General features: G+C 50.0%; 46 protein-coding genes and 1 pseudogene. 40 read left to right on the top strand and 7 right to left on the bottom strand.

Features of this window, described 5'->3' with window-relative positions:
- The 3 genes and pseudogenes from tuf to bfr all read left to right on the top strand — a co-directional run.
- Positions 1 to 146: pseudogene (gene tuf / locus KXR87_RS21885) on the top strand (elongation factor Tu); the annotation flags it as partial.
- A 171-nt stretch (positions 147 to 317) separates the two neighbouring features.
- Positions 318 to 512, top strand: coding sequence for a bacterioferritin-associated ferredoxin (gene bfd / locus KXR87_RS21880; protein WP_039076808.1), 195 nt, complete (start codon positions 318 to 320; stop codon positions 510 to 512).
- 72 nt (positions 513 to 584) lie between these two features.
- Complete coding sequence (gene bfr, locus KXR87_RS21875) at positions 585 to 1,061, top strand: bacterioferritin (protein WP_437434302.1); 477 nt, start codon at positions 585 to 587, stop codon at positions 1,059 to 1,061.
- On the opposite strand, the gene KXR87_RS21870 is transcribed toward bfr, so the two are convergent.
- Positions 1,045 to 1,530 (bottom strand): prepilin peptidase, encoded by a 486-nt coding sequence (locus KXR87_RS21870; protein WP_437434301.1) that lies wholly within the window; start codon positions 1,528 to 1,530, stop codon positions 1,045 to 1,047. The genes bfr and KXR87_RS21870 overlap by 17 nt on opposite strands.
- Before the next feature lie 369 nt (positions 1,531 to 1,899).
- Between KXR87_RS21870 and rpsJ the strand changes: the two genes are divergently transcribed.
- The 31 genes from rpsJ (at position 1,900) to KXR87_RS21715 (ending at position 16,736) form a co-directional block, all read left to right on the top strand.
- Positions 1,900 to 2,211 carry a 30S ribosomal protein S10 gene (gene rpsJ, locus KXR87_RS21865; protein WP_001181005.1) on the top strand — a complete coding sequence of 104 codons (312 nt, stop codon included), beginning with the start codon at positions 1,900 to 1,902 and terminating at the stop codon, positions 2,209 to 2,211.
- A gap of 32 nt (positions 2,212 to 2,243) precedes the next feature.
- Positions 2,244 to 2,873, top strand: coding sequence for a 50S ribosomal protein L3 (gene rplC / locus KXR87_RS21860; protein WP_023479430.1), 630 nt, complete (start codon positions 2,244 to 2,246; stop codon positions 2,871 to 2,873).
- Between the two features lie 10 nt (positions 2,874 to 2,883).
- Positions 2,884 to 3,489 (top strand): 50S ribosomal protein L4, encoded by a 606-nt coding sequence (gene rplD, locus KXR87_RS21855; RefSeq protein WP_003031119.1) that lies wholly within the window; start codon positions 2,884 to 2,886, stop codon positions 3,487 to 3,489.
- Positions 3,486 to 3,788, top strand: coding sequence for a 50S ribosomal protein L23 (rplW, locus tag KXR87_RS21850; protein ID WP_004868363.1), 303 nt, complete (start codon positions 3,486 to 3,488; stop codon positions 3,786 to 3,788). The genes rplD and rplW overlap by 4 nt, the downstream gene beginning before the upstream one ends.
- Positions 3,789 to 3,805: 17 nt before the next feature.
- The gene (gene rplB, locus KXR87_RS21845; RefSeq protein ID WP_039076813.1) at positions 3,806 to 4,627 is read left to right on the top strand and encodes a 50S ribosomal protein L2; all 822 of its coding nucleotides are present in this window, start codon (positions 3,806 to 3,808) and stop codon (positions 4,625 to 4,627) included.
- A gap of 16 nt (positions 4,628 to 4,643) precedes the next feature.
- Positions 4,644 to 4,922 (top strand): 30S ribosomal protein S19, encoded by a 279-nt coding sequence (gene rpsS, locus KXR87_RS21840; RefSeq protein ID WP_001138115.1) that lies wholly within the window; start codon positions 4,644 to 4,646, stop codon positions 4,920 to 4,922.
- A gap of 14 nt (positions 4,923 to 4,936) precedes the next feature.
- Complete coding sequence (gene rplV / locus KXR87_RS21835; RefSeq protein ID WP_002919773.1) at positions 4,937 to 5,269, top strand: 50S ribosomal protein L22; 333 nt, start codon at positions 4,937 to 4,939, stop codon at positions 5,267 to 5,269.
- A gap of 17 nt (positions 5,270 to 5,286) precedes the next feature.
- Positions 5,287 to 5,988, top strand: coding sequence for a 30S ribosomal protein S3 (gene rpsC / locus KXR87_RS21830; protein WP_000529945.1), 702 nt, complete (start codon positions 5,287 to 5,289; stop codon positions 5,986 to 5,988).
- 12 nt (positions 5,989 to 6,000) lie between these two features.
- Positions 6,001 to 6,411 (top strand): 50S ribosomal protein L16, encoded by a 411-nt coding sequence (gene rplP / locus KXR87_RS21825; RefSeq protein WP_007369814.1) that lies wholly within the window; start codon positions 6,001 to 6,003, stop codon positions 6,409 to 6,411.
- The gene (rpmC, locus tag KXR87_RS21820; protein ID WP_097164997.1) at positions 6,411 to 6,602 is read left to right on the top strand and encodes a 50S ribosomal protein L29; all 192 of its coding nucleotides are present in this window, start codon (positions 6,411 to 6,413) and stop codon (positions 6,600 to 6,602) included. The genes rplP and rpmC overlap by 1 nt, the downstream gene beginning before the upstream one ends.
- A complete protein-coding gene (gene rpsQ / locus KXR87_RS21815) occupies positions 6,602 to 6,856 on the top strand; it encodes a 30S ribosomal protein S17 (RefSeq protein WP_002438707.1) in 255 nt (84 codons plus the stop codon). Before rpmC ends, rpsQ begins: the two co-directional genes overlap by 1 nt.
- Before the next feature lie 168 nt (positions 6,857 to 7,024).
- Positions 7,025 to 7,396 (top strand): 50S ribosomal protein L14, encoded by a 372-nt coding sequence (gene rplN / locus KXR87_RS21810; protein WP_035344535.1) that lies wholly within the window; start codon positions 7,025 to 7,027, stop codon positions 7,394 to 7,396.
- Between the two features lie 10 nt (positions 7,397 to 7,406).
- Positions 7,407 to 7,721, top strand: coding sequence for a 50S ribosomal protein L24 (gene rplX, locus KXR87_RS21805; RefSeq protein ID WP_139538945.1), 315 nt, complete (start codon positions 7,407 to 7,409; stop codon positions 7,719 to 7,721).
- Between the two features lie 14 nt (positions 7,722 to 7,735).
- A complete protein-coding gene (gene rplE / locus KXR87_RS21800) occupies positions 7,736 to 8,275 on the top strand; it encodes a 50S ribosomal protein L5 (RefSeq protein ID WP_437434300.1) in 540 nt (179 codons plus the stop codon).
- A gap of 14 nt (positions 8,276 to 8,289) precedes the next feature.
- Positions 8,290 to 8,595, top strand: coding sequence for a 30S ribosomal protein S14 (rpsN, locus tag KXR87_RS21795; protein WP_013099026.1), 306 nt, complete (start codon positions 8,290 to 8,292; stop codon positions 8,593 to 8,595).
- A gap of 30 nt (positions 8,596 to 8,625) precedes the next feature.
- Positions 8,626 to 9,018: a 30S ribosomal protein S8 gene (gene rpsH, locus KXR87_RS21790; protein WP_437434299.1), complete on the top strand. Its 393-nt coding sequence runs from the start codon at positions 8,626 to 8,628 to the stop codon at positions 9,016 to 9,018.
- A gap of 12 nt (positions 9,019 to 9,030) precedes the next feature.
- The gene (gene rplF, locus KXR87_RS21785) at positions 9,031 to 9,564 is read left to right on the top strand and encodes a 50S ribosomal protein L6 (RefSeq protein WP_437434298.1); all 534 of its coding nucleotides are present in this window, start codon (positions 9,031 to 9,033) and stop codon (positions 9,562 to 9,564) included.
- 9 nt (positions 9,565 to 9,573) lie between these two features.
- Complete coding sequence (rplR, locus tag KXR87_RS21780; protein ID WP_000358960.1) at positions 9,574 to 9,927, top strand: 50S ribosomal protein L18; 354 nt, start codon at positions 9,574 to 9,576, stop codon at positions 9,925 to 9,927.
- Positions 9,928 to 9,941: 14 nt separating this feature from the next.
- Complete coding sequence (gene rpsE, locus KXR87_RS21775) at positions 9,942 to 10,445, top strand: 30S ribosomal protein S5 (protein WP_004106339.1); 504 nt, start codon at positions 9,942 to 9,944, stop codon at positions 10,443 to 10,445.
- Between the two features lie 3 nt (positions 10,446 to 10,448).
- Positions 10,449 to 10,628: a 50S ribosomal protein L30 gene (gene rpmD, locus KXR87_RS21770; RefSeq protein ID WP_004846568.1), complete on the top strand. Its 180-nt coding sequence runs from the start codon at positions 10,449 to 10,451 to the stop codon at positions 10,626 to 10,628.
- 3 nt (positions 10,629 to 10,631) lie between these two features.
- Positions 10,632 to 11,066 (top strand): 50S ribosomal protein L15, encoded by a 435-nt coding sequence (rplO, locus tag KXR87_RS21765; protein WP_437434297.1) that lies wholly within the window; start codon positions 10,632 to 10,634, stop codon positions 11,064 to 11,066.
- A gap of 7 nt (positions 11,067 to 11,073) precedes the next feature.
- Positions 11,074 to 12,405 (top strand): preprotein translocase subunit SecY, encoded by a 1,332-nt coding sequence (secY, locus tag KXR87_RS21760; protein WP_437434296.1) that lies wholly within the window; start codon positions 11,074 to 11,076, stop codon positions 12,403 to 12,405.
- A 30-nt stretch (positions 12,406 to 12,435) separates the two neighbouring features.
- Positions 12,436 to 12,552, top strand: a complete 117-nt coding sequence (gene rpmJ, locus KXR87_RS21755; RefSeq protein ID WP_000868187.1) for a 50S ribosomal protein L36 — start codon at positions 12,436 to 12,438, stop codon at positions 12,550 to 12,552.
- A 146-nt stretch (positions 12,553 to 12,698) separates the two neighbouring features.
- Positions 12,699 to 13,055, top strand: coding sequence for a 30S ribosomal protein S13 (gene rpsM, locus KXR87_RS21750; RefSeq protein ID WP_437434295.1), 357 nt, complete (start codon positions 12,699 to 12,701; stop codon positions 13,053 to 13,055).
- A gap of 16 nt (positions 13,056 to 13,071) precedes the next feature.
- Positions 13,072 to 13,461: a 30S ribosomal protein S11 gene (rpsK, locus tag KXR87_RS21745; RefSeq protein ID WP_260861814.1), complete on the top strand. Its 390-nt coding sequence runs from the start codon at positions 13,072 to 13,074 to the stop codon at positions 13,459 to 13,461.
- A gap of 33 nt (positions 13,462 to 13,494) precedes the next feature.
- Entirely contained in the window at positions 13,495 to 14,115 is a 621-nt protein-coding gene (gene rpsD, locus KXR87_RS21740; protein ID WP_437434294.1) for a 30S ribosomal protein S4, read from the top strand.
- A 25-nt stretch (positions 14,116 to 14,140) separates the two neighbouring features.
- Positions 14,141 to 15,130, top strand: a complete 990-nt coding sequence (locus KXR87_RS21735) for a DNA-directed RNA polymerase subunit alpha (protein WP_034461761.1) — start codon at positions 14,141 to 14,143, stop codon at positions 15,128 to 15,130.
- Between the two features lie 40 nt (positions 15,131 to 15,170).
- Positions 15,171 to 15,557: a 50S ribosomal protein L17 gene (gene rplQ, locus KXR87_RS21730; protein ID WP_001216372.1), complete on the top strand. Its 387-nt coding sequence runs from the start codon at positions 15,171 to 15,173 to the stop codon at positions 15,555 to 15,557.
- Between the two features lie 106 nt (positions 15,558 to 15,663).
- Entirely contained in the window at positions 15,664 to 16,035 is a 372-nt protein-coding gene (locus tag KXR87_RS21725) for a DUF1992 domain-containing protein (protein ID WP_437434293.1), read from the top strand.
- On the top strand, positions 16,035 to 16,457 hold the full coding sequence (gene zntR, locus KXR87_RS21720; RefSeq protein WP_437434303.1) for a Zn(2+)-responsive transcriptional regulator: 423 nt from the start codon (positions 16,035 to 16,037) through the stop codon (positions 16,455 to 16,457). The genes KXR87_RS21725 and zntR overlap by 1 nt, the downstream gene beginning before the upstream one ends.
- A 57-nt stretch (positions 16,458 to 16,514) precedes the next feature.
- Complete coding sequence (locus tag KXR87_RS21715) at positions 16,515 to 16,736, top strand: alternative ribosome-rescue factor A (protein WP_437434292.1); 222 nt, start codon at positions 16,515 to 16,517, stop codon at positions 16,734 to 16,736.
- Here KXR87_RS21715 and mscL read toward each other — a convergent pair.
- The 5 genes from mscL to def all read right to left on the bottom strand — a co-directional run bounded on the left by mscL (position 16,733) and on the right by def (position 21,491).
- Positions 16,733 to 17,146 carry a large-conductance mechanosensitive channel protein MscL gene (gene mscL / locus KXR87_RS21710; protein ID WP_437434291.1) on the bottom strand — a complete coding sequence of 138 codons (414 nt, stop codon included), beginning with the start codon at positions 17,144 to 17,146 and terminating at the stop codon, positions 16,733 to 16,735. The two genes, KXR87_RS21715 and mscL, sit on opposite strands and share 4 nt — an antisense overlap.
- A gap of 137 nt (positions 17,147 to 17,283) precedes the next feature.
- On the bottom strand, positions 17,284 to 18,660 hold the full coding sequence (gene trkA / locus KXR87_RS21705; RefSeq protein WP_437434290.1) for a Trk system potassium transporter TrkA: 1,377 nt from the start codon (positions 18,658 to 18,660) through the stop codon (positions 17,284 to 17,286).
- Between the two features lie 22 nt (positions 18,661 to 18,682).
- Positions 18,683 to 19,972 carry a 16S rRNA (cytosine(967)-C(5))-methyltransferase RsmB gene (gene rsmB / locus KXR87_RS21700; RefSeq protein WP_437434289.1) on the bottom strand — a complete coding sequence of 430 codons (1,290 nt, stop codon included), beginning with the start codon at positions 19,970 to 19,972 and terminating at the stop codon, positions 18,683 to 18,685.
- A 47-nt stretch (positions 19,973 to 20,019) separates the two neighbouring features.
- Positions 20,020 to 20,967, bottom strand: a complete 948-nt coding sequence (fmt, locus tag KXR87_RS21695; RefSeq protein ID WP_437434288.1) for a methionyl-tRNA formyltransferase — start codon at positions 20,965 to 20,967, stop codon at positions 20,020 to 20,022.
- A gap of 14 nt (positions 20,968 to 20,981) precedes the next feature.
- Positions 20,982 to 21,491 (bottom strand): peptide deformylase, encoded by a 510-nt coding sequence (def, locus tag KXR87_RS21690; RefSeq protein ID WP_437434287.1) that lies wholly within the window; start codon positions 21,489 to 21,491, stop codon positions 20,982 to 20,984.
- A gap of 133 nt (positions 21,492 to 21,624) precedes the next feature.
- Between def and dprA the strand changes: the two genes are divergently transcribed.
- From dprA to KXR87_RS21660, 6 genes are read left to right on the top strand one after another with little or no spacing between them, the layout of a single operon-like run.
- Complete coding sequence (dprA, locus tag KXR87_RS21685; protein ID WP_437434286.1) at positions 21,625 to 22,749, top strand: DNA-protecting protein DprA; 1,125 nt, start codon at positions 21,625 to 21,627, stop codon at positions 22,747 to 22,749.
- The gene (gene smg / locus KXR87_RS21680; RefSeq protein ID WP_437434285.1) at positions 22,721 to 23,194 is read left to right on the top strand and encodes a DUF494 family protein Smg; all 474 of its coding nucleotides are present in this window, start codon (positions 22,721 to 22,723) and stop codon (positions 23,192 to 23,194) included. The genes dprA and smg overlap by 29 nt, the downstream gene beginning before the upstream one ends.
- 23 nt (positions 23,195 to 23,217) lie before the next feature.
- Complete coding sequence (locus tag KXR87_RS21675) at positions 23,218 to 23,760, top strand: topoisomerase DNA-binding C4 zinc finger domain-containing protein (RefSeq protein WP_437434284.1); 543 nt, start codon at positions 23,218 to 23,220, stop codon at positions 23,758 to 23,760.
- Positions 23,761 to 23,763: 3 nt separating this feature from the next.
- The gene (gene tsaC, locus KXR87_RS21670) at positions 23,764 to 24,336 is read left to right on the top strand and encodes an L-threonylcarbamoyladenylate synthase type 1 TsaC (protein WP_437434283.1); all 573 of its coding nucleotides are present in this window, start codon (positions 23,764 to 23,766) and stop codon (positions 24,334 to 24,336) included.
- Between the two features lie 4 nt (positions 24,337 to 24,340).
- Positions 24,341 to 25,159, top strand: coding sequence for a shikimate dehydrogenase (aroE, locus tag KXR87_RS21665; protein ID WP_437434282.1), 819 nt, complete (start codon positions 24,341 to 24,343; stop codon positions 25,157 to 25,159).
- The gene (locus KXR87_RS21660) at positions 25,156 to 25,413 is read left to right on the top strand and encodes a DUF1488 domain-containing protein (protein ID WP_437434281.1); all 258 of its coding nucleotides are present in this window, start codon (positions 25,156 to 25,158) and stop codon (positions 25,411 to 25,413) included. Before aroE ends, KXR87_RS21660 begins: the two co-directional genes overlap by 4 nt.
- Here the strand turns inward: KXR87_RS21660 and KXR87_RS21655 are convergent.
- On the bottom strand, positions 25,395 to 25,943 hold the full coding sequence (locus tag KXR87_RS21655; protein ID WP_437434280.1) for a gamma carbonic anhydrase family protein: 549 nt from the start codon (positions 25,941 to 25,943) through the stop codon (positions 25,395 to 25,397). The two genes, KXR87_RS21660 and KXR87_RS21655, sit on opposite strands and share 19 nt — an antisense overlap.
- Positions 25,944 to 26,263 lie beyond the last annotated feature (320 nt).

Below are 26,263 nucleotides of genomic sequence, written 5' to 3'. Positions count from 1 at the left end.
GCGTTGAGATGGTAATGCCGGGCGACAACATCAAAATGGTTGTAACCCTGATCCACCCGATCGCGATGGACGATGGTCTGCGTTTCGCAATCCGTGAAGGCGGCCGTACTGTAGGTGCGGGCGTGGTAGCAAAAGTTATCGCTTAATCGGCGTTAATGAAAAAAGGGCGCTTTGGCGCCCTTTTTTATTTGTGCAGCGCAGTAAAAAGCCATTCTTACATCAGCGCTTACGATTCTCGTGGCGCTTTATGTTTGCTCCCTATTGAAATCATAATTATTCTCATTTACACTTTGTGTATTAATTGAGCGGGAGTAATCATGTACGTTTGTTTGTGTAATGGTGTGAGCGATAAAAAAATTCGCCAGGCAGTACGCCAGTTTCATCCTCAATCTTTTCAGCAACTGCGTAAGTTCATTCCCGTGGGAAATCAATGTGGTAAATGCGTCAGAGCTGCACGAGAAATAATGCAGGATGAATTGCTACAGATCCCGGAATATAAAGAAACTGCCTGAGTCGGCCGCTTTTTTTTGACATCCCTGTAGCCCGTTCTACGCTTCAATGAGTGGAAGCGGAGGGACTACATAATGAAAGGTGATGTCAAAGTAATAAATTATCTCAATAAGTTATTGGGAAATGAGCTTGTTGCAATCAATCAATACTTTCTCCATGCGAGAATGTTCAAGAACTGGGGCCTGATGCGCCTCAACGATGTTGAGTACCATGAATCCATTGATGAAATGAAACACGCCGATAAATACATTGAGCGTATTCTATTTCTTGAGGGTATCCCGAATCTGCAGGACCTTGGCAAGCTGGGCATTGGTGAAGATGTTGAGGAAATGCTGCAATCCGATCTTCGCCTTGAACTTGAAGGTGCCAGAGACTTGCGTGAGGCCATTGCATATTCCGACAGCGTCCATGACTATGTCAGCCGCGATATGATGATTGAAATCCTTGCTGACGAAGAAGGGCATATCGACTGGCTGGAAACCGAGCTGGAACTGATTAGCAAAATTGGTCTGCAGAACTACCTGCAATCACAAATTAAAGTTGAGAGCTAAGCAGGTCGCGAAACAGTTCCTGATAACCCGTAATTAAACCCGCGCCAGCCAGAAATGGCCCAAATGGTAGCGGGTTTTTTAATACCTGCTCTCGGAGAGAAGTCAGACAGGCGAGGCACGTTAGTGCACAGGCAAGCGAGGCGGCGATAAATACCAGCAGACCTAATGGCTGCCATCCGTGCCACGCACCGAGCGCTGCCAAAAATTTTACGTCACCATAACCGAGACCTTCGAATCCGCGCATCAGTCGGTGGCCCCAGTAAATTGCGGCGAAGCCCAGGTAACCTGCGATTGCTCCCCAGATTTTCTCCGGCAGTACCTCAACGTGTAACGTACTGGCGCAGGCAAGCCCACACCAAAGAAGCGGGCAAGTAAATCTGTCCGGCAGCAACCCATAGCGGAGATCCTGCCATACCAACAACCCGTTCAAGAGAGCATAGAGCGTTAAAAATAGTGCTGCCGTAGCCATGAGTCCCCCTTATCTGTTACATCACTAAGGTTCAACGAAAGAAAAGGGGGAGTAAAATCACTCTTTCACAGATTACGCATCTGCTTCAGAGGAAAAGCCGGACACGGAGCGGGATGACATTAATTTTGTGCACCCTGCCGAAGTCGTGTTTAATTTGTGCACTGCTCTTGCGTTAAGTCCAGATTTACGTATAATGCGCGGGCTTGTCGTAATTGACGGCTGGTTCGATAAGAACCCTGGTAGCGCTTTTGGCTATCTACAATGCTCCCAATTGGGGGGCTACGTAAGAACGATTACACTCCCCCATCAATCGTAATGGGTGTGGGTAGTAATTATTTTCGTCTATAAAATAATTGGAGCTCTGGTCTCATGCAGAACCAAAGAATCCGTATCCGCCTTAAAGCGTTTGATCATCGTCTGATCGATCAATCAACTGCGGAAATCGTCGAGACTGCTAAGCGCACTGGTGCGCAAGTCCGTGGTCCGATCCCGCTGCCAACTCGCAAAGAGCGCTTTACCGTTCTGATCTCCCCGCACGTCAACAAAGACGCGCGTGATCAGTACGAAATTCGCACTCATAAGCGTCTGGTTGACATCGTTGAGCCAACTGAGAAAACCGTTGATGCTCTGATGCGTCTGGATCTGGCTGCCGGTGTAGACGTGCAGATCAGCCTGGGTTAATCAGGTCATCGAGCGATTGAGAGGTTGATACAATGATTGGTTTAGTCGGTAAAAAAGTGGGTATGACCCGCATCTTCACTGAAGATGGCGTTTCTATCCCAGTAACCGTAATCGAAGTTGAAGCAAACCGCGTTACTCAGGTTAAAGATCTGGCTAACGATGGCTACCGTGCCATCCAGGTGACCACCGGTGCTAAAAAAGCTAACCGCGTGACCAAACCGGAAGCGGGTCACTTCGCTAAAGCTGGCGTTGAAGCTGGTCGTGGTCTGTGGGAATTCCGTCTTGCTGACGGTGAAGAGTTCTCCGTAGGTCAGGACATTAGCGTTGAGCTGTTTGCTGAAGTTAAAAAAGTTGACGTAACTGGCACCTCTAAAGGTAAAGGTTTCGCCGGTACCGTTAAGCGCTGGAACTTCCGTACCCAGGACGCTACTCACGGTAACTCCTTGTCTCACCGCGTTCCGGGTTCTATCGGTCAGAACCAGACTCCGGGCAAAGTGTTCAAAGGCAAGAAAATGGCAGGTCAGCTGGGCAACGAACGTGTAACTGTTCAGAGCCTGGACGTAGTACGTGTTGACGCTGAGCGCAACCTGCTGCTGGTTAAAGGTGCGGTCCCGGGTGCAACCGGTAGCGACCTGATCGTTAAACCAGCTGTGAAGGCGTAAGGGGATAGCAATGGAATTAGTATTGAAAGACGCGCAGAGCGCGCTGACTGTTTCCGAAACTACCTTCGGTCGTGATTTCAACGAAGCGCTGGTTCACCAGGTTGTTGTTGCTTATGCAGCTGGTGCTCGTCAGGGTACTCGTGCTCAGAAGACTCGTGCTGAAGTAACTGGTTCCGGCAAAAAGCCGTGGCGCCAGAAAGGCACCGGCCGTGCGCGTTCAGGTTCTATCAAGAGCCCGATCTGGCGTTCAGGCGGCGTGACCTTCGCTGCGCGTCCGCAGGACCACAGTCAAAAAGTTAACAAAAAGATGTACCGCGGCGCGCTGAAAAGCATTCTGTCCGAGCTGGTACGTCAGGATCGTCTGATCGTTGTCGAATCTTTCTCTGTAGAAGCGCCTAAAACTAAGCTGCTGGCACAGAAACTGAAAGACATGGCTCTGGAAGATGTGCTGATCATCACCGGTGAGCTGGACGAAAACCTGTTCCTGGCTGCGCGCAACCTGCACAAGGTTGACGTACGCGATGCAACTGGTATCGACCCGGTTAGCCTGATCGCCTTCGACAAAGTCGTAATGACTGCTGATGCTGTTAAGCAAGTTGAGGAGATGCTGGCATGATTCGTGAAGAACGTCTGCTGAAGGTGCTTCGCGCACCGCACGTTTCTGAAAAAGCGTCTGCTGCGATGGAAAAAACAAATACCATCGTTCTCAAAGTTGCTAAAGACGCGACCAAAGCAGAAATCAAAGCTGCTGTGCAGAAACTGTTTGAAGTCGAAGTCGAAGTCGTTAACACCCTGGTAGTTAAAGGGAAAGTTAAACGTCACGGACAGCGTATCGGTCGTCGTAGCGACTGGAAAAAAGCTTACGTCACCCTTAAAGAAGGCCAGAATCTGGACTTCGTTGGCGGCGCTGAGTAAGTCGGAGGAGTAATACAATGGCAGTTGTTAAATGTAAACCGACATCTCCGGGTCGTCGCCACGTTGTTAAAGTGGTTAACCCTGAGCTGCACAAGGGCAAACCGTTTGCTCCGTTGCTGGAAAAAAACAGCAAATCCGGTGGTCGTAACAACAATGGCCGTATCACCACTCGTCATATCGGTGGTGGCCACAAGCAGGCTTACCGTCTTGTTGACTTCAAACGCAACAAAGATGGTATCCCGGCAGTTGTTGAGCGCCTTGAGTACGATCCGAACCGTTCCGCGAACATCGCGCTGGTTCTGTACAAAGATGGCGAACGCCGTTACATCCTGGCCCCTAAAGGCCTGAAAGCTGGCGACCAGATTCAGTCTGGCGTTGATGCTGCAATCAAAGCAGGCAACACCCTGCCGATGCGCAATATCCCGGTTGGTTCTACCGTTCATAACGTAGAAATGAAACCAGGTAAAGGCGGTCAGCTGGCACGTTCCGCTGGTACTTACGTTCAGATCGTTGCGCGTGATGGTGCTTATGTCACCCTGCGTCTGCGTTCTGGTGAAATGCGTAAAGTCGAAGCAGACTGCCGCGCTACTTTGGGCGAAGTTGGCAATGCTGAGCATATGCTGCGCGTTCTGGGTAAAGCTGGTGCTGCACGCTGGCGTGGTGTTCGTCCTACCGTTCGCGGTACTGCGATGAACCCAGTCGATCACCCACATGGTGGTGGTGAAGGTCGTAACTTTGGTAAGCACCCGGTAACTCCGTGGGGCGTTCAGACCAAAGGTAAGAAGACCCGCAGCAACAAGCGTACTGATAAATTTATCGTACGTCGCCGTAGCAAATAATATTAGAGGATAAGCCATGCCACGTTCTCTCAAGAAAGGTCCATTTATTGACCTGCACTTGCTGAAGAAGGTAGAGAAAGCGGTGGAAAGCGGAGACAAGAAGCCCCTGCGCACTTGGTCCCGTCGTTCAACGATCTTTCCTAACATGATCGGTTTGACCATCGCTGTCCATAATGGTCGTCAGCACGTTCCAGTCTTTGTTTCCGATGAAATGGTCGGTCACAAACTGGGTGAATTCGCACCGACTCGTACTTATCGCGGCCACGCTGCTGATAAAAAAGCGAAGAAGAAATAAGGTAGGAGGAAGAGATGGAAACTTTAGCTCAACATCGCCATGCTCGTTCTTCTGCTCAGAAGGTTCGCCTTGTTGCTGACCTGATTCGCGGTAAGAAAGTGTCGCAGGCCCTGGACATCCTGACCTATACCAACAAGAAAGCTGCGGTATTGGTCAAGAAAGTACTGGAATCTGCCATTGCTAACGCTGAACACAACGATGGCGCTGACATTGACGATCTGAAAGTTGCGAAAATTTTCGTAGACGAAGGCCCGAGCATGAAGCGCATTATGCCGCGTGCAAAAGGTCGTGCAGATCGCATCCTGAAGCGCACCAGCCACATTACTGTGGTTGTGTCCGATCGCTGAGACTCTGGAGACTAGCAATGGGTCAGAAAGTACATCCTAATGGTATTCGCCTGGGTATTGTCAAACCATGGAACTCTACCTGGTTCGCGAACACCAAAGAATTCGCTGACAACCTGGACAGCGATTTTAAAGTACGTCAGTACCTGACAAAGGAACTGGCTAAAGCGTCCGTATCTCGTATCGTTATCGAGCGTCCGGCTAAGAGCATCCGTGTGACCATTCACACTGCTCGCCCGGGTATCGTTATCGGTAAGAAAGGCGAAGACGTAGAAAAACTGCGCAAGGTCGTAGCGGATATCGCTGGCGTTCCTGCACAGATCAATATCGCCGAAGTTCGTAAACCAGAACTTGACGCTAAATTGGTTGCTGACAGCATCACTTCTCAGCTGGAACGTCGCGTTATGTTCCGTCGTGCGATGAAGCGTGCTGTACAGAACGCAATGCGTCTTGGCGCTAAAGGTATCAAAGTTGAAGTTAGCGGCCGTCTGGGCGGCGCGGAAATCGCACGTACCGAATGGTACCGTGAAGGTCGCGTACCGTTGCACACTCTGCGTGCTGACATCGACTACAACACCTCTGAAGCGCACACCACTTACGGTGTAATCGGCGTTAAGGTATGGATCTTCAAAGGCGAGATCCTGGGTGGTATGGCTGCTGTTGAACAACCGGAAAAACCGGCTGCGCAACCGAAAAAGCAGCAGCGTAAAGGCCGTAAATAAGGAGCGTCGCTGATGTTACAACCAAAGCGTACAAAATTCCGTAAGGTGCACAAAGGCCGCAACCGTGGTCTGGCGCAGGGCACGGATGTGAGCTTCGGCACTTACGGTCTGAAAGCTGTTGGCCGTGGTCGTCTGACCGCTCGTCAGATCGAAGCAGCACGTCGTGCAATGACTCGTGCTGTTAAGCGTCAAGGTAAAATCTGGATCCGTGTATTCCCGGACAAGCCGATTACCGAGAAGCCGCTGGAAGTTCGTATGGGTAAAGGTAAAGGTAACGTGGAGTATTGGGTTGCCTTGATTCAACCGGGTAAAGTCCTGTATGAAATGGACGGCGTTCCGGAAGAGCTGGCCCGTGAAGCCTTCGAGCTGGCAGCAGCAAAACTGCCGATTAAAACCACCTTTGTAACTAAGACGGTGATGTAATGAAAGCAAACGAGCTGCGTGAAAAGAGCGTTGAAGAGCTGAACACCGAGCTGCTTAACCTGCTGCGTGAGCAGTTCAACCTGCGTATGCAGGCTGCAAGTGGCCAGCTGCAACAGACTCATCTGTTGAAGCAAGTGCGTCGTAATGTCGCACGTGTTAAGACTTTACTGACTCAGAAGGCGGGTGCGTAATGACCGATAAAATCCGTACTCTGCAAGGTCGTGTTGTTAGCGACAAAATGGAGAAATCCATTGTTGTAGCTATCGAACGTTTTGTGAAACACCCGATCTACGGTAAATTCATCAAGCGTACGACCAAACTGCACGTACATGACGAGAACAATGAATGTGGTATCGGCGACAAGGTTGAAATCCGTGAATGCCGTCCACTGTCCAAGACTAAGTCCTGGACCCTGGTTCGCGTTGTAGAGAAAGCGGTTCTGTAATACAGCACCCCCTTCTCAAAATAAATAAACGGCTCAGCAGTGAGCCGTTTATTTTTTCTACCCATATCTGAGAAGCGGTGTTATAATGCCGCGCCCCCGATATGGGGCTTTTTAACGACCCTGATTTAGAGGGTCTTCAGTAGTAGTTGACATTAGCGGAGCACTGAAATGATCCAAGAACAGACTATGCTGAACGTCGCCGACAACTCCGGTGCACGTCGCGTAATGTGTATCAAGGTTCTGGGTGGCTCGCACCGTCGCTACGCAGGCGTAGGCGACATCATCAAGATCACCATCAAAGAAGCAATTCCGCGTGGTAAGGTCAAAAAAGGTGATGTGCTGAAGGCGGTAGTGGTGCGCACCAGGAAGGGTGTTCGTCGCCCTGACGGTTCTGTCGTTCGCTTCGATGGTAATGCTTGTGTTCTTTTGAACAATAACAGCGAGCAACCTATCGGTACGCGTATTTTTGGGCCGGTAACTCGTGAACTTCGTTCTGAGAAGTTTATGAAAATCATCTCTCTGGCACCAGAAGTACTTTAAGGAGCGAATCATGGCAGCGAAGATCCGTCGTGATGACGAAGTTATCGTTCTTACCGGTAAAGATAAAGGTAAGCGCGGTAAAGTTAAGAATGTCTTGTCTTCCGGCAAGCTCATTGTTGAAGGTATCAACCTGGTTAAAAAACATCAGAAGCCTGTACCGGCTCTGAACCAACCGGGTGGCATCGTTGAAAAAGAAGCTGCTATTCAGGTTTCTAACGTTGCAATCTTCAATACGGCAACCGGCAAGGCTGACCGTGTAGGCTTTAGATTCGAAGACGGCAAAAAAGTCCGTTTCTTCAAGTCTAACAGCGAAACTATCAAGTAATTTGGAGTAGTACGATGGCGAAACTGCATGATTACTACAAAGACGAAGTAGTTAAGAAACTCATGACTGAGTTTAGCTACAATTCTGTCATGCAAGTCCCTCGGGTCGAGAAGATCACCCTGAACATGGGTGTTGGTGAAGCGATCGCTGACAAGAAACTGCTGGATAACGCAGCAGCTGATCTGACAGCAATCTCCGGTCAAAAACCGCTGATCACCAAAGCACGCAAATCTGTTGCAGGCTTCAAAATCCGTCAGGGCTATCCGATCGGCTGTAAAGTAACTCTGCGTGGCGAACGCATGTGGGAGTTCTTTGAGCGCCTGATCACTATTGCTGTACCGCGTATCCGTGACTTCCGTGGCTTGTCCGCTAAGTCTTTCGACGGTCGTGGTAACTACAGCATGGGTGTCCGTGAGCAGATCATCTTCCCAGAAATCGACTACGATAAAGTCGACCGCGTGCGTGGTTTGGATATTACCATTACCACTACTGCGAAATCTGACGAAGAAGGCCGTGCTCTGCTGGCTGCCTTTGACTTCCCGTTCCGCAAGTAAGGTAGGGTTACTGAATGGCTAAGCAATCAATGAAAGCACGCGAAGTAAAGCGCGTAGCTTTAGCTGATAAATTCTTCGCTAAACGCGCTGAACTGAAAGCGATCATCTCTGATGTGAACGCTTCCGACGAAGATCGTTGGAACGCAGTTCTCAAGCTGCAAACTCTGCCGCGTGATTCCAGCCCGTCTCGTCAGCGTAACCGCTGCCGTCAAACAGGTCGTCCACATGGTTATGTGGGCAAGTTCGGGTTGAGCCGTATTAAGCTGCGTGAAGCCGCCATGCGCGGTGAAGTACCAGGCTTGAAAAAGGCTAGCTGGTAATTACCAATTGAATCACGGGAGTAAAGACAGATGAGCATGCAAGATCCGATCGCGGATATGCTGACCCGTATCCGTAACGGTCAGGCCGCGAACAAAGCTGCGGTCACTATGCCTTCCTCCAAGCTGAAATTGGCTATTGCCAACGTGCTGAAGGATGAAGGTTTTATCGAAGATTTTAAAGTTGAAGGCGACACCAAGCCTGAACTGGAAGTGACACTTAAGTACTTCCAGGGCAAAGCTGTTGTAGAAAGCATTCAGCGTGTCAGCCGCCCAGGCCTGCGCATCTATAAGAAAAAAGATGAGCTGCCTAAAGTTATGGCTGGTCTGGGTATCGCGGTTGTTTCTACCTCTAAAGGTGTTATGACTGATCGTGCAGCGCGCCAGGCTGGTCTTGGTGGCGAAATTATCTGCTACGTAGCCTAATCGGAGGAAAAAATGTCTCGTGTTGCTAAAGCACCGGTCGTTGTTCCTGCCGGCGTTGATGTAAAACTCAACGGTCAGGTTATTACGATCAAAGGTAAAAACGGCGAGCTGACTCGTACTCTCAACGATGCTGTTGAAGTTAAACATGCAGATAATGCTCTGACCTTCGGTCCGCGTGATGGTTACGTGGATGGATGGGCTCAGGCTGGTACCGCGCGTGCCCTGCTGAACTCAATGGTTATCGGTGTTACCGAAGGCTTCACTAAGAAGCTGCAGCTGGTTGGTGTAGGTTATCGTGCGGCGATCAAAGGGAATGCAGTAGGCCTGTCTCTGGGCTTCTCTCACCCTGTTGAGCATCAGCTGCCAGCCGGTATCACTGCAGAATGCCCGACTCAGACTGAAATCGTGCTGAAAGGCGCTGATAAACAGCTGATCGGTCAGGTTGCAGCAGATCTGCGCGCCTACCGTCGTCCTGAGCCTTATAAAGGCAAGGGTGTTCGTTACGCCGACGAAGTCGTGCGTACCAAAGAGGCTAAGAAGAAGTAAGGTAACACTATGGATAAGAAATCTGCTCGTATCCGTCGTGCGACCCGCGCACGCCGCAAGCTCCAGGAGCTGGGTGCAACTCGCCTGGTGGTACATCGTACCCCGCGTCATATTTACGCACAGGTAATTGCACCGAACGGTTCTGAAGTTCTGGTAGCTGCTTCTACTGTAGAAAAAGCTATCGCTGAACAATTGAAGTACACCGGTAACAAGGACGCCGCAGCAGCTGTCGGTAAAGCTGTTGCTGAACGCGCTCTGGAAAAAGGCATCAAAGATGTGTCCTTTGACCGTTCCGGGTTCCAATATCATGGTCGTGTCCAGGCACTGGCAGATGCTGCCCGTGAAGCTGGCCTTCAGTTCTAAGGTAGAGGTGTAAGATGGCTCACATCGAAAAACAGGCTGGCGAACTGCAGGAAAAGCTGATCGCGGTTAACCGCGTATCTAAAACCGTAAAAGGTGGTCGTATTTTCTCCTTCACAGCTCTGACTGTAGTTGGCGATGGTAACGGTCGCGTTGGTTTTGGTTACGGTAAAGCGCGTGAAGTTCCAGCAGCGATCCAGAAAGCGATGGAAAAAGCCCGTCGCAATATGATTAACGTCGCGCTGAACCACGGCACCCTGCAACACCCGGTTAAAGGTGTTCACACGGGTTCTCGTGTATTCATGCAGCCGGCTTCCGAAGGTACCGGTATTATTGCCGGTGGTGCAATGCGCGCCGTCCTGGAAGTCGCTGGGGTTCATAACGTTCTGGCTAAAGCATATGGTTCCACCAACCCGATTAACGTGGTTCGTGCAACTATTGATGGCCTGGAAAATATGAATTCTCCAGAAATGGTCGCTGCCAAGCGTGGTAAATCCGTTGAAGAAATTCTGGGGAAATAAACCATGGCAAAGACTATTAAAATTACTCAAACCCGCAGTGCAATCGGTCGTCTGCCTAAACACAAGGCAACGCTGCTTGGCCTGGGTCTGCGTCGTATTGGTCACACCGTAGAGCGTGAGGATACTCCCGCTGTTCGTGGTATGGTCAACGCGGTTTCCTACATGGTTAAAGTTGAGGAGTAAGAGATGCGTTTAAATACTCTGTCTCCGGCCGAAGGCTCTAAAAAAGCGGGCAAACGCCTGGGTCGTGGTATCGGTTCCGGTCTCGGTAAAACCGGTGGTCGTGGTCACAAAGGTCAGAACTCTCGTTCTGGCGGTGGCGTACGTCGCGGTTTCGAGGGTGGTCAGATGCCTCTGTACCGTCGTCTGCCGAAATTCGGTTTTACTTCGCGCAAAGCAATGATCACAGCTGAAGTTCGTCTGTCTGATCTGGCTCGCGTAGAAGGCGGCGTAGTTGACCTGAACACGCTGAAAGCAGCAAACATTATCGGTATTCAGATTGAGTTCGCGAAAGTGATTCTGTCTGGTGAAGTTTCTACTCCGGTAACTGTTCGTGGCCTGCGTGTGACTAAAGGCGCTCGTGCTGCTATCGAAGCTGCTGGCGGTAAAATCGAGGAATAAGTAGCAGATGGCTAAACAACCGGGATTAGATTTTCAAAGTGCCAAAGGTGGCTTAGGCGAGCTGAAACGCAGACTGTTGTTTGTAATCGGTGCGCTTATTGTGTTCCGTATTGGCTCTTTTATTCCGATCCCTGGTATTGATGCCGCTGTACTTGCCAAACTGCTTGAGCAACAGCGAGGCACCATCATTGAAATGTTTAACATGTTCTCTGGTGGTGCACTCAGCCGTGCTTCTATCTTTGCACTGGGTATCATGCCGTATATTTCGGCATCGATTATTATCCAGCTGCTGACCGTCGTTCATCCGGCGTTGGCAGAGTTAAAGAAAGAAGGGGAGTCCGGACGTCGTAAGATTAGTCAGTACACCCGCTACGGTACTCTGGTGCTGGCGATATTCCAGTCAATCGGTATTGCTACCGGTTTACCGAATATGCCTGGTATGCAAGGTCTGGTTATGAACCCAGGCTTTGCATTCTATTTCACCGCTGTTGTTAGTCTGGTTACAGGAACCATGTTCCTGATGTGGCTCGGCGAACAGATCACTGAACGTGGTATCGGTAACGGTATCTCGATTATTATCTTCGCTGGTATTGTTGCGGGACTCCCGCCAGCCATTGCCCACACTATCGAGCAAGCGCGTCAAGGCGACCTGCACTTCCTCCTGTTGCTGTTGGTTGCAGTATTAGTATTTGCAGTGACGTTCTTTGTTGTCTTTGTTGAACGTGGTCAACGCCGCATTGTGGTGAACTACGCCAAACGTCAGCAAGGTCGTCGTGTCTATGCTGCACAGAGCACACATTTACCGCTGAAAGTGAATATGGCGGGGGTTATCCCGGCTATTTTTGCTTCCAGTATTATTCTGTTCCCTGCGACCATCGCGTCATGGTTCGGGGGCGGTACCGGTTGGAACTGGCTGACAACAATTTCGCTGTATTTGCAGCCTGGACAACCGCTTTATGTGTTACTCTATGCGTCTGCAATCATATTCTTCTGTTTCTTCTACACGGCGTTGGTTTTCAACCCGCGTGAAACAGCAGATAACCTGAAGAAGTCCGGTGCATTTGTACCAGGAATTCGTCCGGGAGAGCAAACGGCGAAGTATATCGATAAGGTAATGACTCGTCTGACATTGGTCGGTGCGCTTTATATTACTTTTATCTGCCTGATCCCGGAGTTCATGCGTGATGCAATGAAAGTACCGTTCTACTTCGGTGGGACTTCCCTGCTTATCGTTGTAGTCGTGATTATGGACTTTATGGCTCAAGTGCAAACTCTAATGATGTCTAGTCAGTACGAGTCTGCATTGAAGAAGGCGAACCTGAAAGGCTACGGCCGTTAATGGTCGCCTGAGAAGTTACGGAGAGTAAAAATGAAAGTTCGTGCTTCCGTCAAGAAATTATGCCGTAACTGCAAAATCGTTAAGCGTGATGGTGTCATCCGTGTGATTTGCAGTGCCGAGCCGAAGCATAAACAGCGCCAAGGCTGATTATTTCGCATATTTTTCTTGCAAAGTTGGGTTGAGCTGGCTAGATTAGCCAGCCAATCTTTTGTATGTCTGTACGTATCCATTTGAGTATCCTGAAAACGGGCTTTTCAGCATGGTGCGTGCAAGTGAAATTATAGGAGTGCATAGTGGCCCGTATAGCAGGCATTAACATTCCTGATCAGAAACATGCTGTGATCGCATTAACTTCGATCTATGGCGTCGGCAAGACCCGTTCTAAAGCCATCCTGGCTTCTGCGGGTATCGCTGAGAATGTTAAGATCAGTGAGCTGTCTGAAGAACAAATCGACACGCTGCGTGACGAAGTTGCCAAATTTGTCGTTGAAGGTGATCTGCGCCGTGAAATCAGCATGAGCATCAAGCGCCTGATGGATCTTGGTTGCTATCGCGGTTTGCGTCATCGTCGTGGTCTCCCGGTTCGCGGTCAGCGTACCAAGACCAACGCACGTACCCGTAAGGGTCCGCGCAAACCGATCAAGAAATAATCGGGGTGATTGAATAATGGCAAAGGCACCAATTCGTGCACGTAAACGTGTAAGAAAACAAGTCTCTGATGGCGTGGCTCATATCCATGCTTCTTTTAACAACACCATCGTTACCATTACCGATCGTCAGGGTAACGCGCTGGGTTGGGCAACAGCCGGTGGTTCCGGTTTCCGTGGTTCGCGTAAATCTACTCCGTTCGCAGCTCAGGTTGCAGCAGAGCGTTGCGCTGACGCCGTGAAAGAATACGGCATCAAGAACTTGGAAGTTATGGTTAAAGGTCCGGGTCCGGGTCGTGAATCTACTGTTCGCGCACTGAACGCCGCTGGTTTCCGCATCACTAATATTACTGATGTGACTCCGATCCCTCATAACGGTTGTCGTCCGCCGAAGAAACGTCGCGTATAACGCTTCGTTTTCCAGGTTTGTTGGAGAAAGAAAATGGCAAGATATTTGGGTCCTAAGCTCAAGCTGAGCCGTCGTGAGGGCACCGACTTATTCCTTAAGTCTGGCGTTCGCGCGATCGATACCAAGTGTAAAATTGAACAAGCTCCTGGCCAGCACGGTGCGCGTAAACCGCGTCTGTCTGACTATGGTGTGCAGTTGCGTGAAAAGCAAAAAGTTCGCCGTATCTACGGTGTGCTGGAGCGTCAGTTCCGTAACTACTACAAAGAAGCAGCACGTCTGAAAGGCAACACCGGTGAAAACCTGTTGGCTCTGCTGGAAGGTCGTCTGGACAACGTTGTATACCGTATGGGCTTCGGCGCAACTCGTGCTGAATCACGTCAGCTGGTTAGCCACAAAGCGATTATGGTAAACGGTCGTGTTGTTAACATCGCTTCTTATCAGGTTAGTCCGAATGACGTTGTTAGCATTCGTGAGAAAGCGAAAAAGCAGTCTCGCGTGAAAGCCGCTCTGGAGCTGGCTGAGCAGCGTGAAAAGCCAACCTGGCTGGAAGTTGATGCTGGCAAGATGGAAGGCACGTTCAAGCGTAAGCCAGAGCGTTCTGATCTGTCTGCGGACATTAACGAACACCTGATCGTCGAGCTTTACTCCAAGTAAAGCTTAGTACCAAAGAGAGGACACAATGCAGGGTTCTGTGACAGAGTTTCTAAAACCGCGCCTGGTAGATATCGAGCAAGTGAGTTCGACGCACGCCAAGGTGACCCTTGAGCCTTTAGAGCGTGGCTTTGGCCATACTTTAGGTAACGCACTGCGCCGTATTCTGCTCTCATCGATGCCGGGTTGCGCGGTGACCGAGGTTGAGATTGATGGTGTACTGCACGAGTACAGCACCAAAGAAGGCGTTCAGGAAGATATCCTGGAAATCCTGCTCAACCTGAAAGGGCTGGCGGTGAGAGTTCAGGGTAAAGATGATGTTATTCTTACTCTGAATAAATCTGGCATTGGCCCTGTGACTGCAGCCGATATCACCCACGACGGTGATGTCGAAATCGTCAAGCCGCAGCACGTGATCTGCCACCTGACCGATGAGAACGCATCTATTAGCATGCGTATCAAAGTTCAGCGCGGTCGTGGTTATGTGCCGGCTTCTGCCCGAATTCATTCGGAAGAAGATGAGCGCCCAATCGGCCGTCTGCTGGTCGACGCATGCTACAGCCCTGTAGAGCGTATTGCCTACAATGTTGAAGCAGCGCGTGTAGAACAGCGTACCGACCTGGACAAGCTGGTCATCGAAATGGAAACCAATGGCACAATCGATCCTGAAGAGGCGATTCGTCGTGCGGCAACCATCCTGGCAGAACAACTGGAAGCTTTCGTTGACTTACGTGATGTACGTCAGCCGGAAGTGAAAGAAGAGAAACCAGAATTCGATCCGATCCTGCTGCGCCCTGTTGACGATCTGGAATTGACTGTCCGCTCTGCTAACTGCCTCAAGGCAGAAGCTATCCACTATATCGGTGATCTGGTACAGCGTACCGAGGTTGAGTTGCTGAAAACGCCGAACCTGGGTAAAAAATCTCTTACTGAGATTAAAGACGTGCTGGCCTCCCGTGGACTGTCTCTGGGCATGCGCCTGGAAAACTGGCCACCGGCAAGCATTGCTGACGAGTAACCGGATCACAGGTTAAGGTTTTACTGAGAAGGATAAGGTCATGCGCCATCGTAAGAGTGGTCGTCAACTGAACCGCAACAGCAGCCATCGCCAGGCTATGTTCCGCAACATGGCAGGTTCACTGGTTCGTCATGAAATCATCAAGACGACCCTGCCTAAAGCGAAAGAGCTGCGTCGCGTAGTTGAGCCGCTGATTACTCTTGCCAAGACTGACAGCGTTGCTAATCGTCGTCTGGCATTCGCCCGTACTCGTGATAACGAGATCGTGGCAAAACTGTTTAACGAACTGGGCCCGCGTTTCGCGAGCCGTGCCGGTGGTTACACTCGTATTCTGAAGTGTGGCTTCCGTGCAGGTGACAACGCGCCGATGGCATACATCGAGCTGGTTGATCGCTCTGAGTCGAAAGCAGAAGCAGCTGCAGAGTAATCTGTAGTGAAGTAAAAAAACCCGCTCCGGCGGGTTTTTTTATAGGCTTATAAACGTCATTTTTCTACAATACCTGTATCTTTTATGTTCTTTCCGGGAGGAGGCCATGTGGTTAATAGACCAGTGGGCTGAACGCCATATTCGGGATGCACAAGTGAAAGGTGAGTTAGATGATCTTCCTGGTAGTGGCAAGCCACTAATCCTTGAGGATAATTCGCAGGTTCCACCAGAATTACGCGCTGGCTTTACGCTTTTGAAGAATTCGGGGTTTTTGCCTCCTGAACTTGAATACCGTAAAGAAGCGCTTAAGCTTAACGATCTCTTGCAGCAACTCCCTACCGGGCACCCGGACTATGCTCCATTAAGGCGCCGACTTTCGCTACTCGAACTCAAACTTCGTCAGGCGGGATTAAATGTCGATTTTTTGCATACCGACTACGCTGCAAAGATCCTGCAGAAAATAGAGGAGCAAAAATGATGTTTCGCATCGGAGAACTGGCCAGACTGGCAAATGTAACCCCTGATACCATACGTTATTACGAAAAGCAGCAGATGATGGAACACGAAATCCGGACCGAAGGCGGCTTTCGTCTCTACTCTGATACTGATTTACAACGGCTAAAATTTATCCGTCATGCAAGACAGTTGGGTTTTACCCTGGAATCTATTCGTGAACTGCTTTCGATTAGGATCGATCCAGAACACCATACCTGTCAGGAATCAAAAAGTATTGTTCAGGAGCGGCTTCGTGAAGTTGAAGCTCGCATTGAGGAGTTGCAGCTTATACGTCAGTCCTTACAGAAGCTGAATGATACCTGCTGCGGCAGTGCACACAGTAGCGTTTACTGTTCAATTCTTGAAACACTTGAGCAAGGTTCGACAGGTCGGGAGGTCAGTTGATTTTAGTACTGGCCCGGACTACACTTGCGTCGTTTTTTAACCAACCCTGGAGTTGTTATGAGCCGTTATCAGCATACTAAAGGTCAAATCAAGGACAATGCCATAGAAGCATTACTGCATGATCCCCTTTTCAGACAACGTGTTGAAAAGAATAAGAAAGGAAAGGGAAGCTATCTACGTAAAGGAAAACATGCAAATCGTGGTAACTGGGAGGCCAGTGGCAAACAAGCAGAACGCTTTTTTACCACTGGCCTTCTGCCTGTGTACGGTCTGAATTAAGGACGGCTGTTTTGCGCTTTCAGTAAATCACGAATTTCCGTTAACAATACCGCTTCTTTGCTGGGCGCTGGCGGTGCTTTAGGTTCTTCAGCCTGTTTACGCTTGAGCTTATTAATGACTTTGATTGCCATGAAGATTGCGAAGGCAACAATGATGAAGTCAAAAACGTTCTGGATGAACACACCGTAATGCATTACCACAGCAGGTACATCTCCCTGAGCAGGGCGAAGGGTCAAAGCAAATTGTTTAAAGTCGATTCCACCAATTAAAAGACCAAGCGGCGGCATAATAATATCAGCGACAAGGGATGATACAATTTTGCCGAATGCCGCACCGATAATGACACCCACTGCTAAATCTACAACGTTTCCGCGCATCGCAAATTCACGGAAGTCTTTCAATAAGCTCATGCTTTTCCCCTTATGCTATCTGGTAACGTAAGTCTAACAAATGTCCTAACAATTGCCATTCGCATCACTAATTCGTCTTTATTTTAAGAAAACATACAGAGCGTACGGAAAGGGCGCCAGTAACGGCGCCTTGCAAATTATAAAAAGAAGGGGCTTGGCTGGAAGAGGCGCTCAACATCGGTAATATATTTTTTATCCGTAAGAAACATGATCACATGGTCACCTTGCTCTATGCGCAGGTTATCATTCGCAATCATGACATCATTACCACGAACGACGGCGCCTATTATGGTTCCCGGGGGGAGTTTAATCTCGTCGATCACACGGCCAACAACACGGGAGGTACTCTCATCGCCATGAGCGACCGCTTCAATAGCTTCCGCTACGCCGCGCCGGAGGGAAGAGACACCAACAATATCGGCTTTTCGCACATGGCTCAGAAGCGCTGAGATGGTTGCCTGCTGGGGGGAGATGGCGATATCAATGACGCTCCCCTGTACTAAATCGACATAGGCCTTACGCTGGATCAGAACCATAACTTTCTTTGCGCCCATGCGCTTGGCTAGCATGGCGGACATAATATTAGCTTCATCATCATTGGTGACAGCAATGAACAGATCCATCTGATCAATATGTTCTTCTGCTAACAATTCCTGATCCGAAGCATCACCATAAAAGACGATTGTATTCTGCAGCTTCTCCGCCAGCTCTGCAGCCCGCTGTTGGTCGCGTTCGATCAGCTTAACGCTGTATTCCTTCTCAAGGCGCCTCGCGAGCCCGGCACCAATATTCCCGCCCCCGACCAGCATGATGCGTTTGTAAGGTTTTTCGAGTCGTTGCAACTCACTCATGACTGCCCGGATATGCTGTGATGCAGCAATAAAGAACACTTCATCACCGGCTTCAACAATGGTTGAGCCCTGAGGGCGAATTGGACGATCGTGGCGGAAAATAGCGGCAACGCGTGTATCAATATGCGGCATATGCTCACGCATCGTTGATAAGGCATTACCTACCAGCGGGCCACCATAATAAGCCTTCACGACCGCAAGGCTGACTTTCCCTTCGGCGAAGTTAACAACCTGCAATGCTCCCGGGTACTCAATGAGCCGATAAAGGCTATCGATAACAAGCTGTTCTGGCGCGATGAGGTGGTCAATGGGGACCGCTTCTGAATGAAACAGTTTATCTGCATCACGAACATAGTCCGGCGAGCGAATGCGCGCGATGCGGTTGGGAGTATTGAAGAGAGAATAAGCGACCTGACAAGCTACCATATTGGTTTCATCGGAACTGGTAACGGCGACGAGCATATCTGCATCATCTGCCCCGGCCTCGCGTAATACCCTGGGGTGAGAACCATGCCCCTGAACAACGCGCAAATCAAATTTATCCTGGAGGATACGCAGACGATCCCCATTAGTATCGACAACGGTAATATCGTTATTCTCGCCAACGAGGTTTTCTGCCAGGGTGCCGCCAACCTGTCCGGCACCCAAGATTATTATTTTCATCTGCTGTAATCCGCTCTTACCATTACTGTTTTAAAAGCTTAGCGTAAAAGAAACCATCACCCTCTTCCGCCGCGGGGAGATGTTGCAGACCTGGCTTATCTGGTGTGCCGGTCGTAACTAATTCTGCATCCGGGGTACGTTTCAAAAATTCCCTTATTTGCAACGTATTCTCTTCCGGCAAAATAGAGCACGTGGCATAAACCAGCGTGCCGCCAGATTTCAGATGGGGCCAGATAGCATCAAGTATTTCCGATTGCAGTTGAGCAAGCTGCTGAATGTCCCGATCACGACGCAGCCATTTTATGTCCGGATGGCGGCGAATGACTCCCGTCGCAGAGCACGGCGCATCCAACAGAATACGGTCGAATTTTTCCTCTCCGCACCAGAGTTCCGGGAGGCGGCCGTCACCTTGTTTAACTTCTGCTTTCATCCCCAATCTTTTCAGATTGTCATAAACCCGGGACAAGCGCTGCTCGTCGATATCCACGGCAAGAACGCGGGCCTGAGGTGCAGCTTCCAGAATATGCGTCGTTTTCCCACCTGGCGCCGCACACAAATCAAGTATGCGCTCACCATCCTGAGGGGCAAGAAAAGTGACGCTTCGCTGAGCTGCTGCATCCTGTACGGTTACCCAGCCTTGATCGAAACCGGGAAGGAGGTGCACCGGAGCTGGCGAACCTAATCTGACGGCATCTGGATAGGTATCGTTTGTGGCCCCCTGCATGCCCTCTGCTTCAAGCAATTCCAGCCATGCATCACGGGTGTGATGCGTACGGTTTACCCGAAGCCACATAGGTGGGCGCTGGTTGTTAGCTTCAACAATATTTTGCCATTCCTGAGGGTAAGCGCGCTTGATTCGTTGCAGAAGCCACTCCGGGTGGAGGTACCGGTTCTGTGTTTTATCAAACTCAGCCATCAGGGCTTCCTGCTGGCGCTGAAACTGTCGCAATACACCGTTTATCAGTCCCTTAAGCTGGGGACGCTTAATTGCCACTGCACCTTCAACCGTTTCAGCTAATGCTGCATGAGGCGGTATACGCGTATGCAATAACTGATACAGCCCTACCATGATCAGATAATGTACCGAACGCTGTTTTCCCGCCATCGGGCGGGCCATCAATTTATTGATTAGCCAGTCTAACTGAGAAAGGGTACGCAATACGCCAAAGCAGAGCTCCTGCAGTAATGCTTTGTCTTTATCGGATACCTTTTGCTGGAATACAGGTAAGACGCTACTTAGCGACTGACCTTTTTCGATGACTTGCTCTATTGCCTGCGCTGCAAGGCTGCGTAAATTAAGATTTTTTTTCATAACCGCAAAATAAAAATGCCCGGTTTACCGGGCTGAGAAAAGGGGAATCAACTGAGGCGTTTTCCTGGCGTGAACCACTCGCGGCGGGAATTGAGTAAATCCCATGCAGTCATCGCTTTTTTTCCTGCCGGTTGAAGGGATTCAAGATTTAAAATTCCATCAGCAGTGGCGACCTGAATACCAAGTTTATTGGCATCAATTATCGTCCCGGGCTCTGCCGCTGAAGGGGCGCTGATAACTGATGCTTTCCAGACTTTAACGGGCTGGTCATCAACAATGAAATAACTCACAGGCCAGGGGTTAAAGGCGCGGATGCAACGTTCAAGCTGAACGGCAGGAATATTCCAGTCCATTAACGCTTCTTCTTTATTTAGCTTTTCAGCATAGGTGACTAACGCATCATCCTGCACTTCAGGCAATGACGAGCCCGAAGCAATTTGCTTCAGTGTTTCAAGCAGACCTTGTGGGCCAAGTTGCGCAAGCTTGTCATACAGTGAGGCACTGGTATCGTCGTCCGAAATGGGGCAGGAGAGCTTGTAAAGCATGTCGCCCGTATCTAGACCGACATCCATCTGCATGATGGTTACGCCAGTTTCTTTATCGCCAGCCCAAAGAGAGCGCTGGATAGGTGCGGCACCACGCCAACGAGGAAGAAGCGAGCCGTGGACATTGAGGCACCCCAGGCGCGGCATATCCAGTACTGCTTTTGGCAAAATTAAACCATAGGCAACCACGACCATCACATCAGCATCTAAGTCGGCGATGAGCTGCTGGTTTTCTGGCGGACGAAGAGATGCGGGCTGATACACCGGGATCTCTTTTTCTTGCGCGAGGACCTTTACCGGGCTCGGCATGAGCTTTTTGCCTCGGCCAGCAGGTCGGTCTGGTTGAGTAAAGACCCCGACGACCTGATGCTGAGAAGATAACAGCGCGTCTAAATGACGCGCTGCAAAATCAGGAGTACCTGCAAAAATAATCCGTAGAGAATCTGACACGGTCGTGTTTGTCCTTACGCTCTGGCTTTCAAACGATCCAGTTTTTCAACTTTCTGACGAATGCGCTGCTGCTTGAGTGGTGAGAGATAATCAATAAATAATTTACCGACCAAATGATCCATTTCATGTTGAATACAGATAGCCAGCAGATCATCAGCTTCAAGTTCAAACGGTTCCCCGTTGCGATCAAGCGCGCGGATTTTTACTTTCTCAGCGCGTGGAACCAACGCACGCTGTTCAGGAATTGACAGACAGCCTTCTTCGATGCCCGTCTCACCGCTTTTCTCCAGAAGTTCCGGGTTAATCAACGTCAATTGCTGATCGCGGTTTTCTGAAACATCAATAACGATAATGCGCTGGTGAATATCTACCTGCGTGGCAGCCAGACCAATACCTTCTTCGGCATACATCGTTTCAAACATATCATCAACGATACGCTGAATTTCTTCATTCACTTCTTTTACCGGCGTTGCGACTTTGCGAAGACGCTCGTCGGGAATATGTAACACTTGCAAAACTGCCATAGATATCCAGAGTCGTGTTCAGGAGTTGGAAAGATTATTAGCCCTATTCTAGACAAATCCCCCTCCGATTGACAGCATCGGTGACCAATCGCAAGGATTGAGCGAGCCACTTATGGCAAGGGCGGGTAAGAGGATGACATCCACAGAAATATGGTTGCGTTTGATCTATGTAAACGATCTCTATGGAGATGAGATGGTACGGATTGCACAGCGTTTGGCTAAAGCCGCCAGCATCGATTTTAACGCATTAATTGATACTGGATTGCGTGCAAAGCAGGCGCGCCGCTTTCTGTCTATGACGCCGCGAGAAATAGAAGAGAGTTTGTGCTGGCTGGCAGAGCCCCGGCATCATCTTATTCTGGCCACGGATGCGTGTTATCCCGCTCAGCTACGAGCGATCGCTGATTATCCTGGCGCGATATTTATAAAAGGTGATCCGGCAGTTCTGGCGGCGCACCAGCTTGCCGTTGTAGGAAGTCGCACGCACTCATGGTACGGGGAGCGGTGGGGACGGTCATTGTGCGAAGCACTCGCACAGTGTGGTCTGGTGATCACCAGCGGACTGGCTCTTGGGATTGATAGTGTCGCGCATCGTGGCGCACTGGCGGTCGGAGGAAGAACCATCGCCGTGCTCGGAAACGGCCTTTTTACATTGCATCCAAAGCGACATGCGTCACTCGCTGAACAAATAATCAGTGAGGGTGGAGCGTTAGTATCAGAGTTCGCCTTGAATACCCCTCCTTTTCCAGGCAATTTCCCGCGAAGAAACCGCATCATTAGTGGCCTCAGCCGTGCAGTATTCGTGGTTGAAGCTGCGTTGCGAAGTGGCTCGTTAGTGACCACGCGGTGTGCCTTGGAACAGGGACGCGATGTATTCGCTCTGCCTGGGCCGAACGGTGCTCCAGGGAGTGAAGGTCCACACTGGCTTATCCAGCAAGGGGCTTACCTCGTCACCTCGCCAGAAGACATTCTGGAAAACTTCCCGGGCAGGTTGTCAGCACCGCAAATCCAAACCGAAAAGACAATTTATTCACCAAATCAAGAAGAGGTGGCATTGCCATTTCCTGAGCTCCTGGCTAACGTAGGAGATGAGGTAACACCTGTTGACGTCGTCGCTGAACGTGCCGGCCAACCTGTGCCAGTAACGGTTACTCAATTACTTGAGCTGGAGTTAGCAGGGTGGATCGCAGCTGTACCCGGCGGCTATGTCCGATTGAGGAGGGCAAGCCATGTTCGACGTACTAATGTATTTGTTTGAGACTTACATCCATAACGAAGCTGAAATGCGTGTAGATCAGGACAAACTGGAACGGGATCTGACTGACGCCGGCTTTGACCGTGAGGACATTTACAACGCGCTTCTCTGGCTGGAAAAGCTGGCTGATTATCAGGAAGGCCTTGCCGAACCGATGCAGTTAGCTTCCGATCCTTTGTCCGTACGCATTTATACGGCAGAAGAGTGTGACAGGCTGGATGCCAGTTGCCGGGGATTTTTATTATTCCTGGAGCAAATTCAGGTGCTGAACCTCGATACGCGAGAAATGGTTATTGAACGCGTGCTTGCGCTGGATACGGTCGAGTTCGATTTAGAAGACCTGAAATGGGTCATTCTTATGGTGCTCTTCAATATTCCTGGGTGTGAGAATGCCTACCAGCAAATGGAAGAATTACTCTTTGAAGTGAATGAAGGTATGCTGCATTAAACTTCGCAGCTTTCCGAGTCATTATGGCTAAATCAGCACTTTTTCCGGTGCGCAACAATGAGCCCTGCCCGCAGTGCGGGGCTGAACTTGTGATTCGCTCCGGTAAACACGGTCCGTTTCTTGGGTGCTCTCATTATCCTGAGTGTGATTATGTGCGCCCCCTGAAAAGTCAGGCAGATGGGCATGTTGTAAAAATTCTGGATGGGCAATTATGCCCTGAATGTGGTTCTGTTCTAGTATTGCGGCAGGGCCGCTTTGGCATGTTTATTGGCTGTAGCCACTATCCGGAATGCGCGCATACAGAACAAATCGATAAGCCTGATGACACGGCTATTACCTGCCCTCAATGCCAGACCGGGCATCTCATTCAGCGTCGCTCCAGGTTTGGCAAAACTTTCCATTCCTGTGATCGCTACCCTGACTGCCAGTTTGTCATCAATTTCAAACCTGTGGCAGGTGAGTGTCCCACCTGCCATTATCCCCTGTTAATAGAGAAGAAAACGGCGCAGGGTATAAAGCTCTTTTGCGCCAGCAAACAATGTGGACAGCCGGTAACGGCGGAATAAATCGTGATAAATAACCTGCAAATAGATCCTATCGCTGCAGCGGTGGCGGTCCTTAAAAATAAAAACGTCATTGCTTATCCAACCGAGGCTGTTTTTGGTGTTGGATGCGATCCAGACAGCGAAAGTGCTGTACATCGCTTACTTGAGTTGAAACACCGTCCGGTCGAAAAGGGCTTGATCCTGATTGCGGCAAATTTTGAGCAACTCAAACCATATATAGATGACAGCATGCTTAATGAAGAGCAGCGTCAGGCCATTTTTGCCTGCTGGCCCGGGCCGGTGACCTTTGTTTTCCCGGCGAGAGCCACAACACCACGCTGGTTGACCGGCCGTTTTGATTCTCTGGCGGTGCGCGTAACAGACCATCCTCTCGTCATTTCGCTATGCGAAGCTTTTGGTAAACCTCTGGTCTCGACTAGTGCAAACCTTACGGGATTACCACCTTGTAGAACAGATGACGAAGTCAGGCAGCAATTCGGGGCCGATTTCCCTGTTGTTGAAGGTATGACGGGGGGAAGACTCAACCCCTCAGAGATACGTGATGCCCTTACCGGCGAACTTTTCCGTCAGGGGTGACTTTATGGAACCTTATGTTGTTTTTGGTAACCCGATTGCGCATAGCAAGTCGCCAGCTATCCATGCGCACTTTGCTCAACAACTGAAGATAGAACATCCCTATGGGCGCATTCTTGCGCCATTAGATGATTTTACGAATACCCTGAATGCCTTTTTCGCTGAAGGCGGCAAAGGGGCGAATGTCACCATGCCATTTAAAGAAGAAGCTTTCAGTCGTGCGGATGAACTAACAGAACGGGCGGCGCTTGCTGGCGCGGTCAACACGCTTAAGCGTCTGGAAGATGGTCGGCTGGTGGGGGATAACACTGATGGTATTGGGCTGCTGAGTGACCTGCAGCGTTTGTCTTTTATTAAACCGGGTTTCCGTATCCTGCTCATTGGAGCAGGAGGCGCGGCGCGTGGTGCGCTGCTGCCGTTACTCTCGCTGGATTGTGCTGTGACAATCGTTAATCGTACCTATTCACGGGCGCACGAGCTCGCCTCACTTTTTACTCATACGGGAAGCGTAAGCGCTGTAACCCAGAGCGATTTACCCGGGCATGAATTTGATTTGGTCATTAACGCAACCTCAAGCGGCATCAGCGGTGAGATCCCGTTATTACCAGAATCCATTATTCACTCGCAGTCGTATTGCTATGACATGTTTTATCAAAAAGGTGATACGCCTTTTCTGGCCTGGTGCAAATCACGGGGTGCCACGTACTGTTCCGATGGCCTGGGCATGCTGGTGGGGCAAGCAGCACATGCGGTATTGTTATGGCACGGCGTATTGCCTGAGATCCAGCCTGTCCTTGCAGTGCTAAAACAGGAGCTTGAAGGGTGAATCAGGCGATACAGTTCCCCGATCGTGAAGAGTGGAGTGAGGCAGAGTCCATGCTTCGCTTCCCGGCGATAGTCAATGGCATGCTACTTACCTGCATTATTCGCGGCGAGGTGCTGACCTCCCGTTTTGGGGGCGATACGCCAGCGCAGTGGCTGGCGTTATTCAGGCAACATCGGTGGGACCTTGAGGATGAAGCTGAACAGCTTATCCTGGCGCAGGAAGAGGACGATCAGGGTCAGATCTGGTTATCCTGAGCAAGGTATTCATCTTTCCATTTCACATAATTATTGGCTGAATATTTCAGCCCTTCTATTTCAGCCTCAGTGAGTGGGCGGATTTGCTTAACGGGGCTGCCAAGGTATAAATAGCCGCTCTCCAGCCTCTTATTCTGTGGGACCAGACTCCCTGCTCCAATCATTACATCTTCTTCGATAACTGCACCGTCGAGCACAATCGAGCCCATGCCCACCAGTACCCGATTACCAATAGTGCAGCCGTGGAGCATTACCTTGTGCCCTATCGTGACGTCATCTCCAATAAGGAGAGGATTACCAGCGGGGTTGTACGACGATTTGTGAGTGACATGCAATACGCTTCCATCCTGAATATTACTGCGCGCCCCTATCATTACGTAATTGACGTCACCTCGTATGACGACAAGAGGCCAGATACCCACATCGTCACCGATTCTGACATCGCCAATGACAACGCTGGTGTCATCAACCATCACCTTCATACCCACTTTTGGAAAAAGATCCTTATAAGGACGTAATACTGTAGACATAGCTACCTCATCGAAAACAGGTTGTGATGATGACTTTGGTAGCAATACCGGCGTTGTGCAACCCTTTTGCTTATCAGAATTTGAGCAGATCGTATGGGATCTGGGCGAAAAGAATGGAAAAGCAGCAATCAGAAAAAAAGATCTAAAAAAGGCTTGTGCTAAAAGTTTGGATCCCTATAATGCGCCTCCATCGACACGGCAGATGTGAATCACTTCACACTAAACAGCCGGTTCGGTTGAAGAGAAAAATCCTGAAAATCAGGGTTGACTCTGAAAGAGGAAAGCGTAATATACGCCACCTCGCAACGGTGAGCGAAAGC

The sequence above is a fragment of the Yokenella regensburgei genome (assembly GCF_051486985.1).
Classification (GTDB): domain Bacteria; phylum Pseudomonadota; class Gammaproteobacteria; order Enterobacterales; family Enterobacteriaceae; genus CBFFRJ01.
The sequence above is the reverse complement of the archived record's forward strand: the minus strand, read 5'-3'. Positions and strand labels throughout refer to the sequence as shown.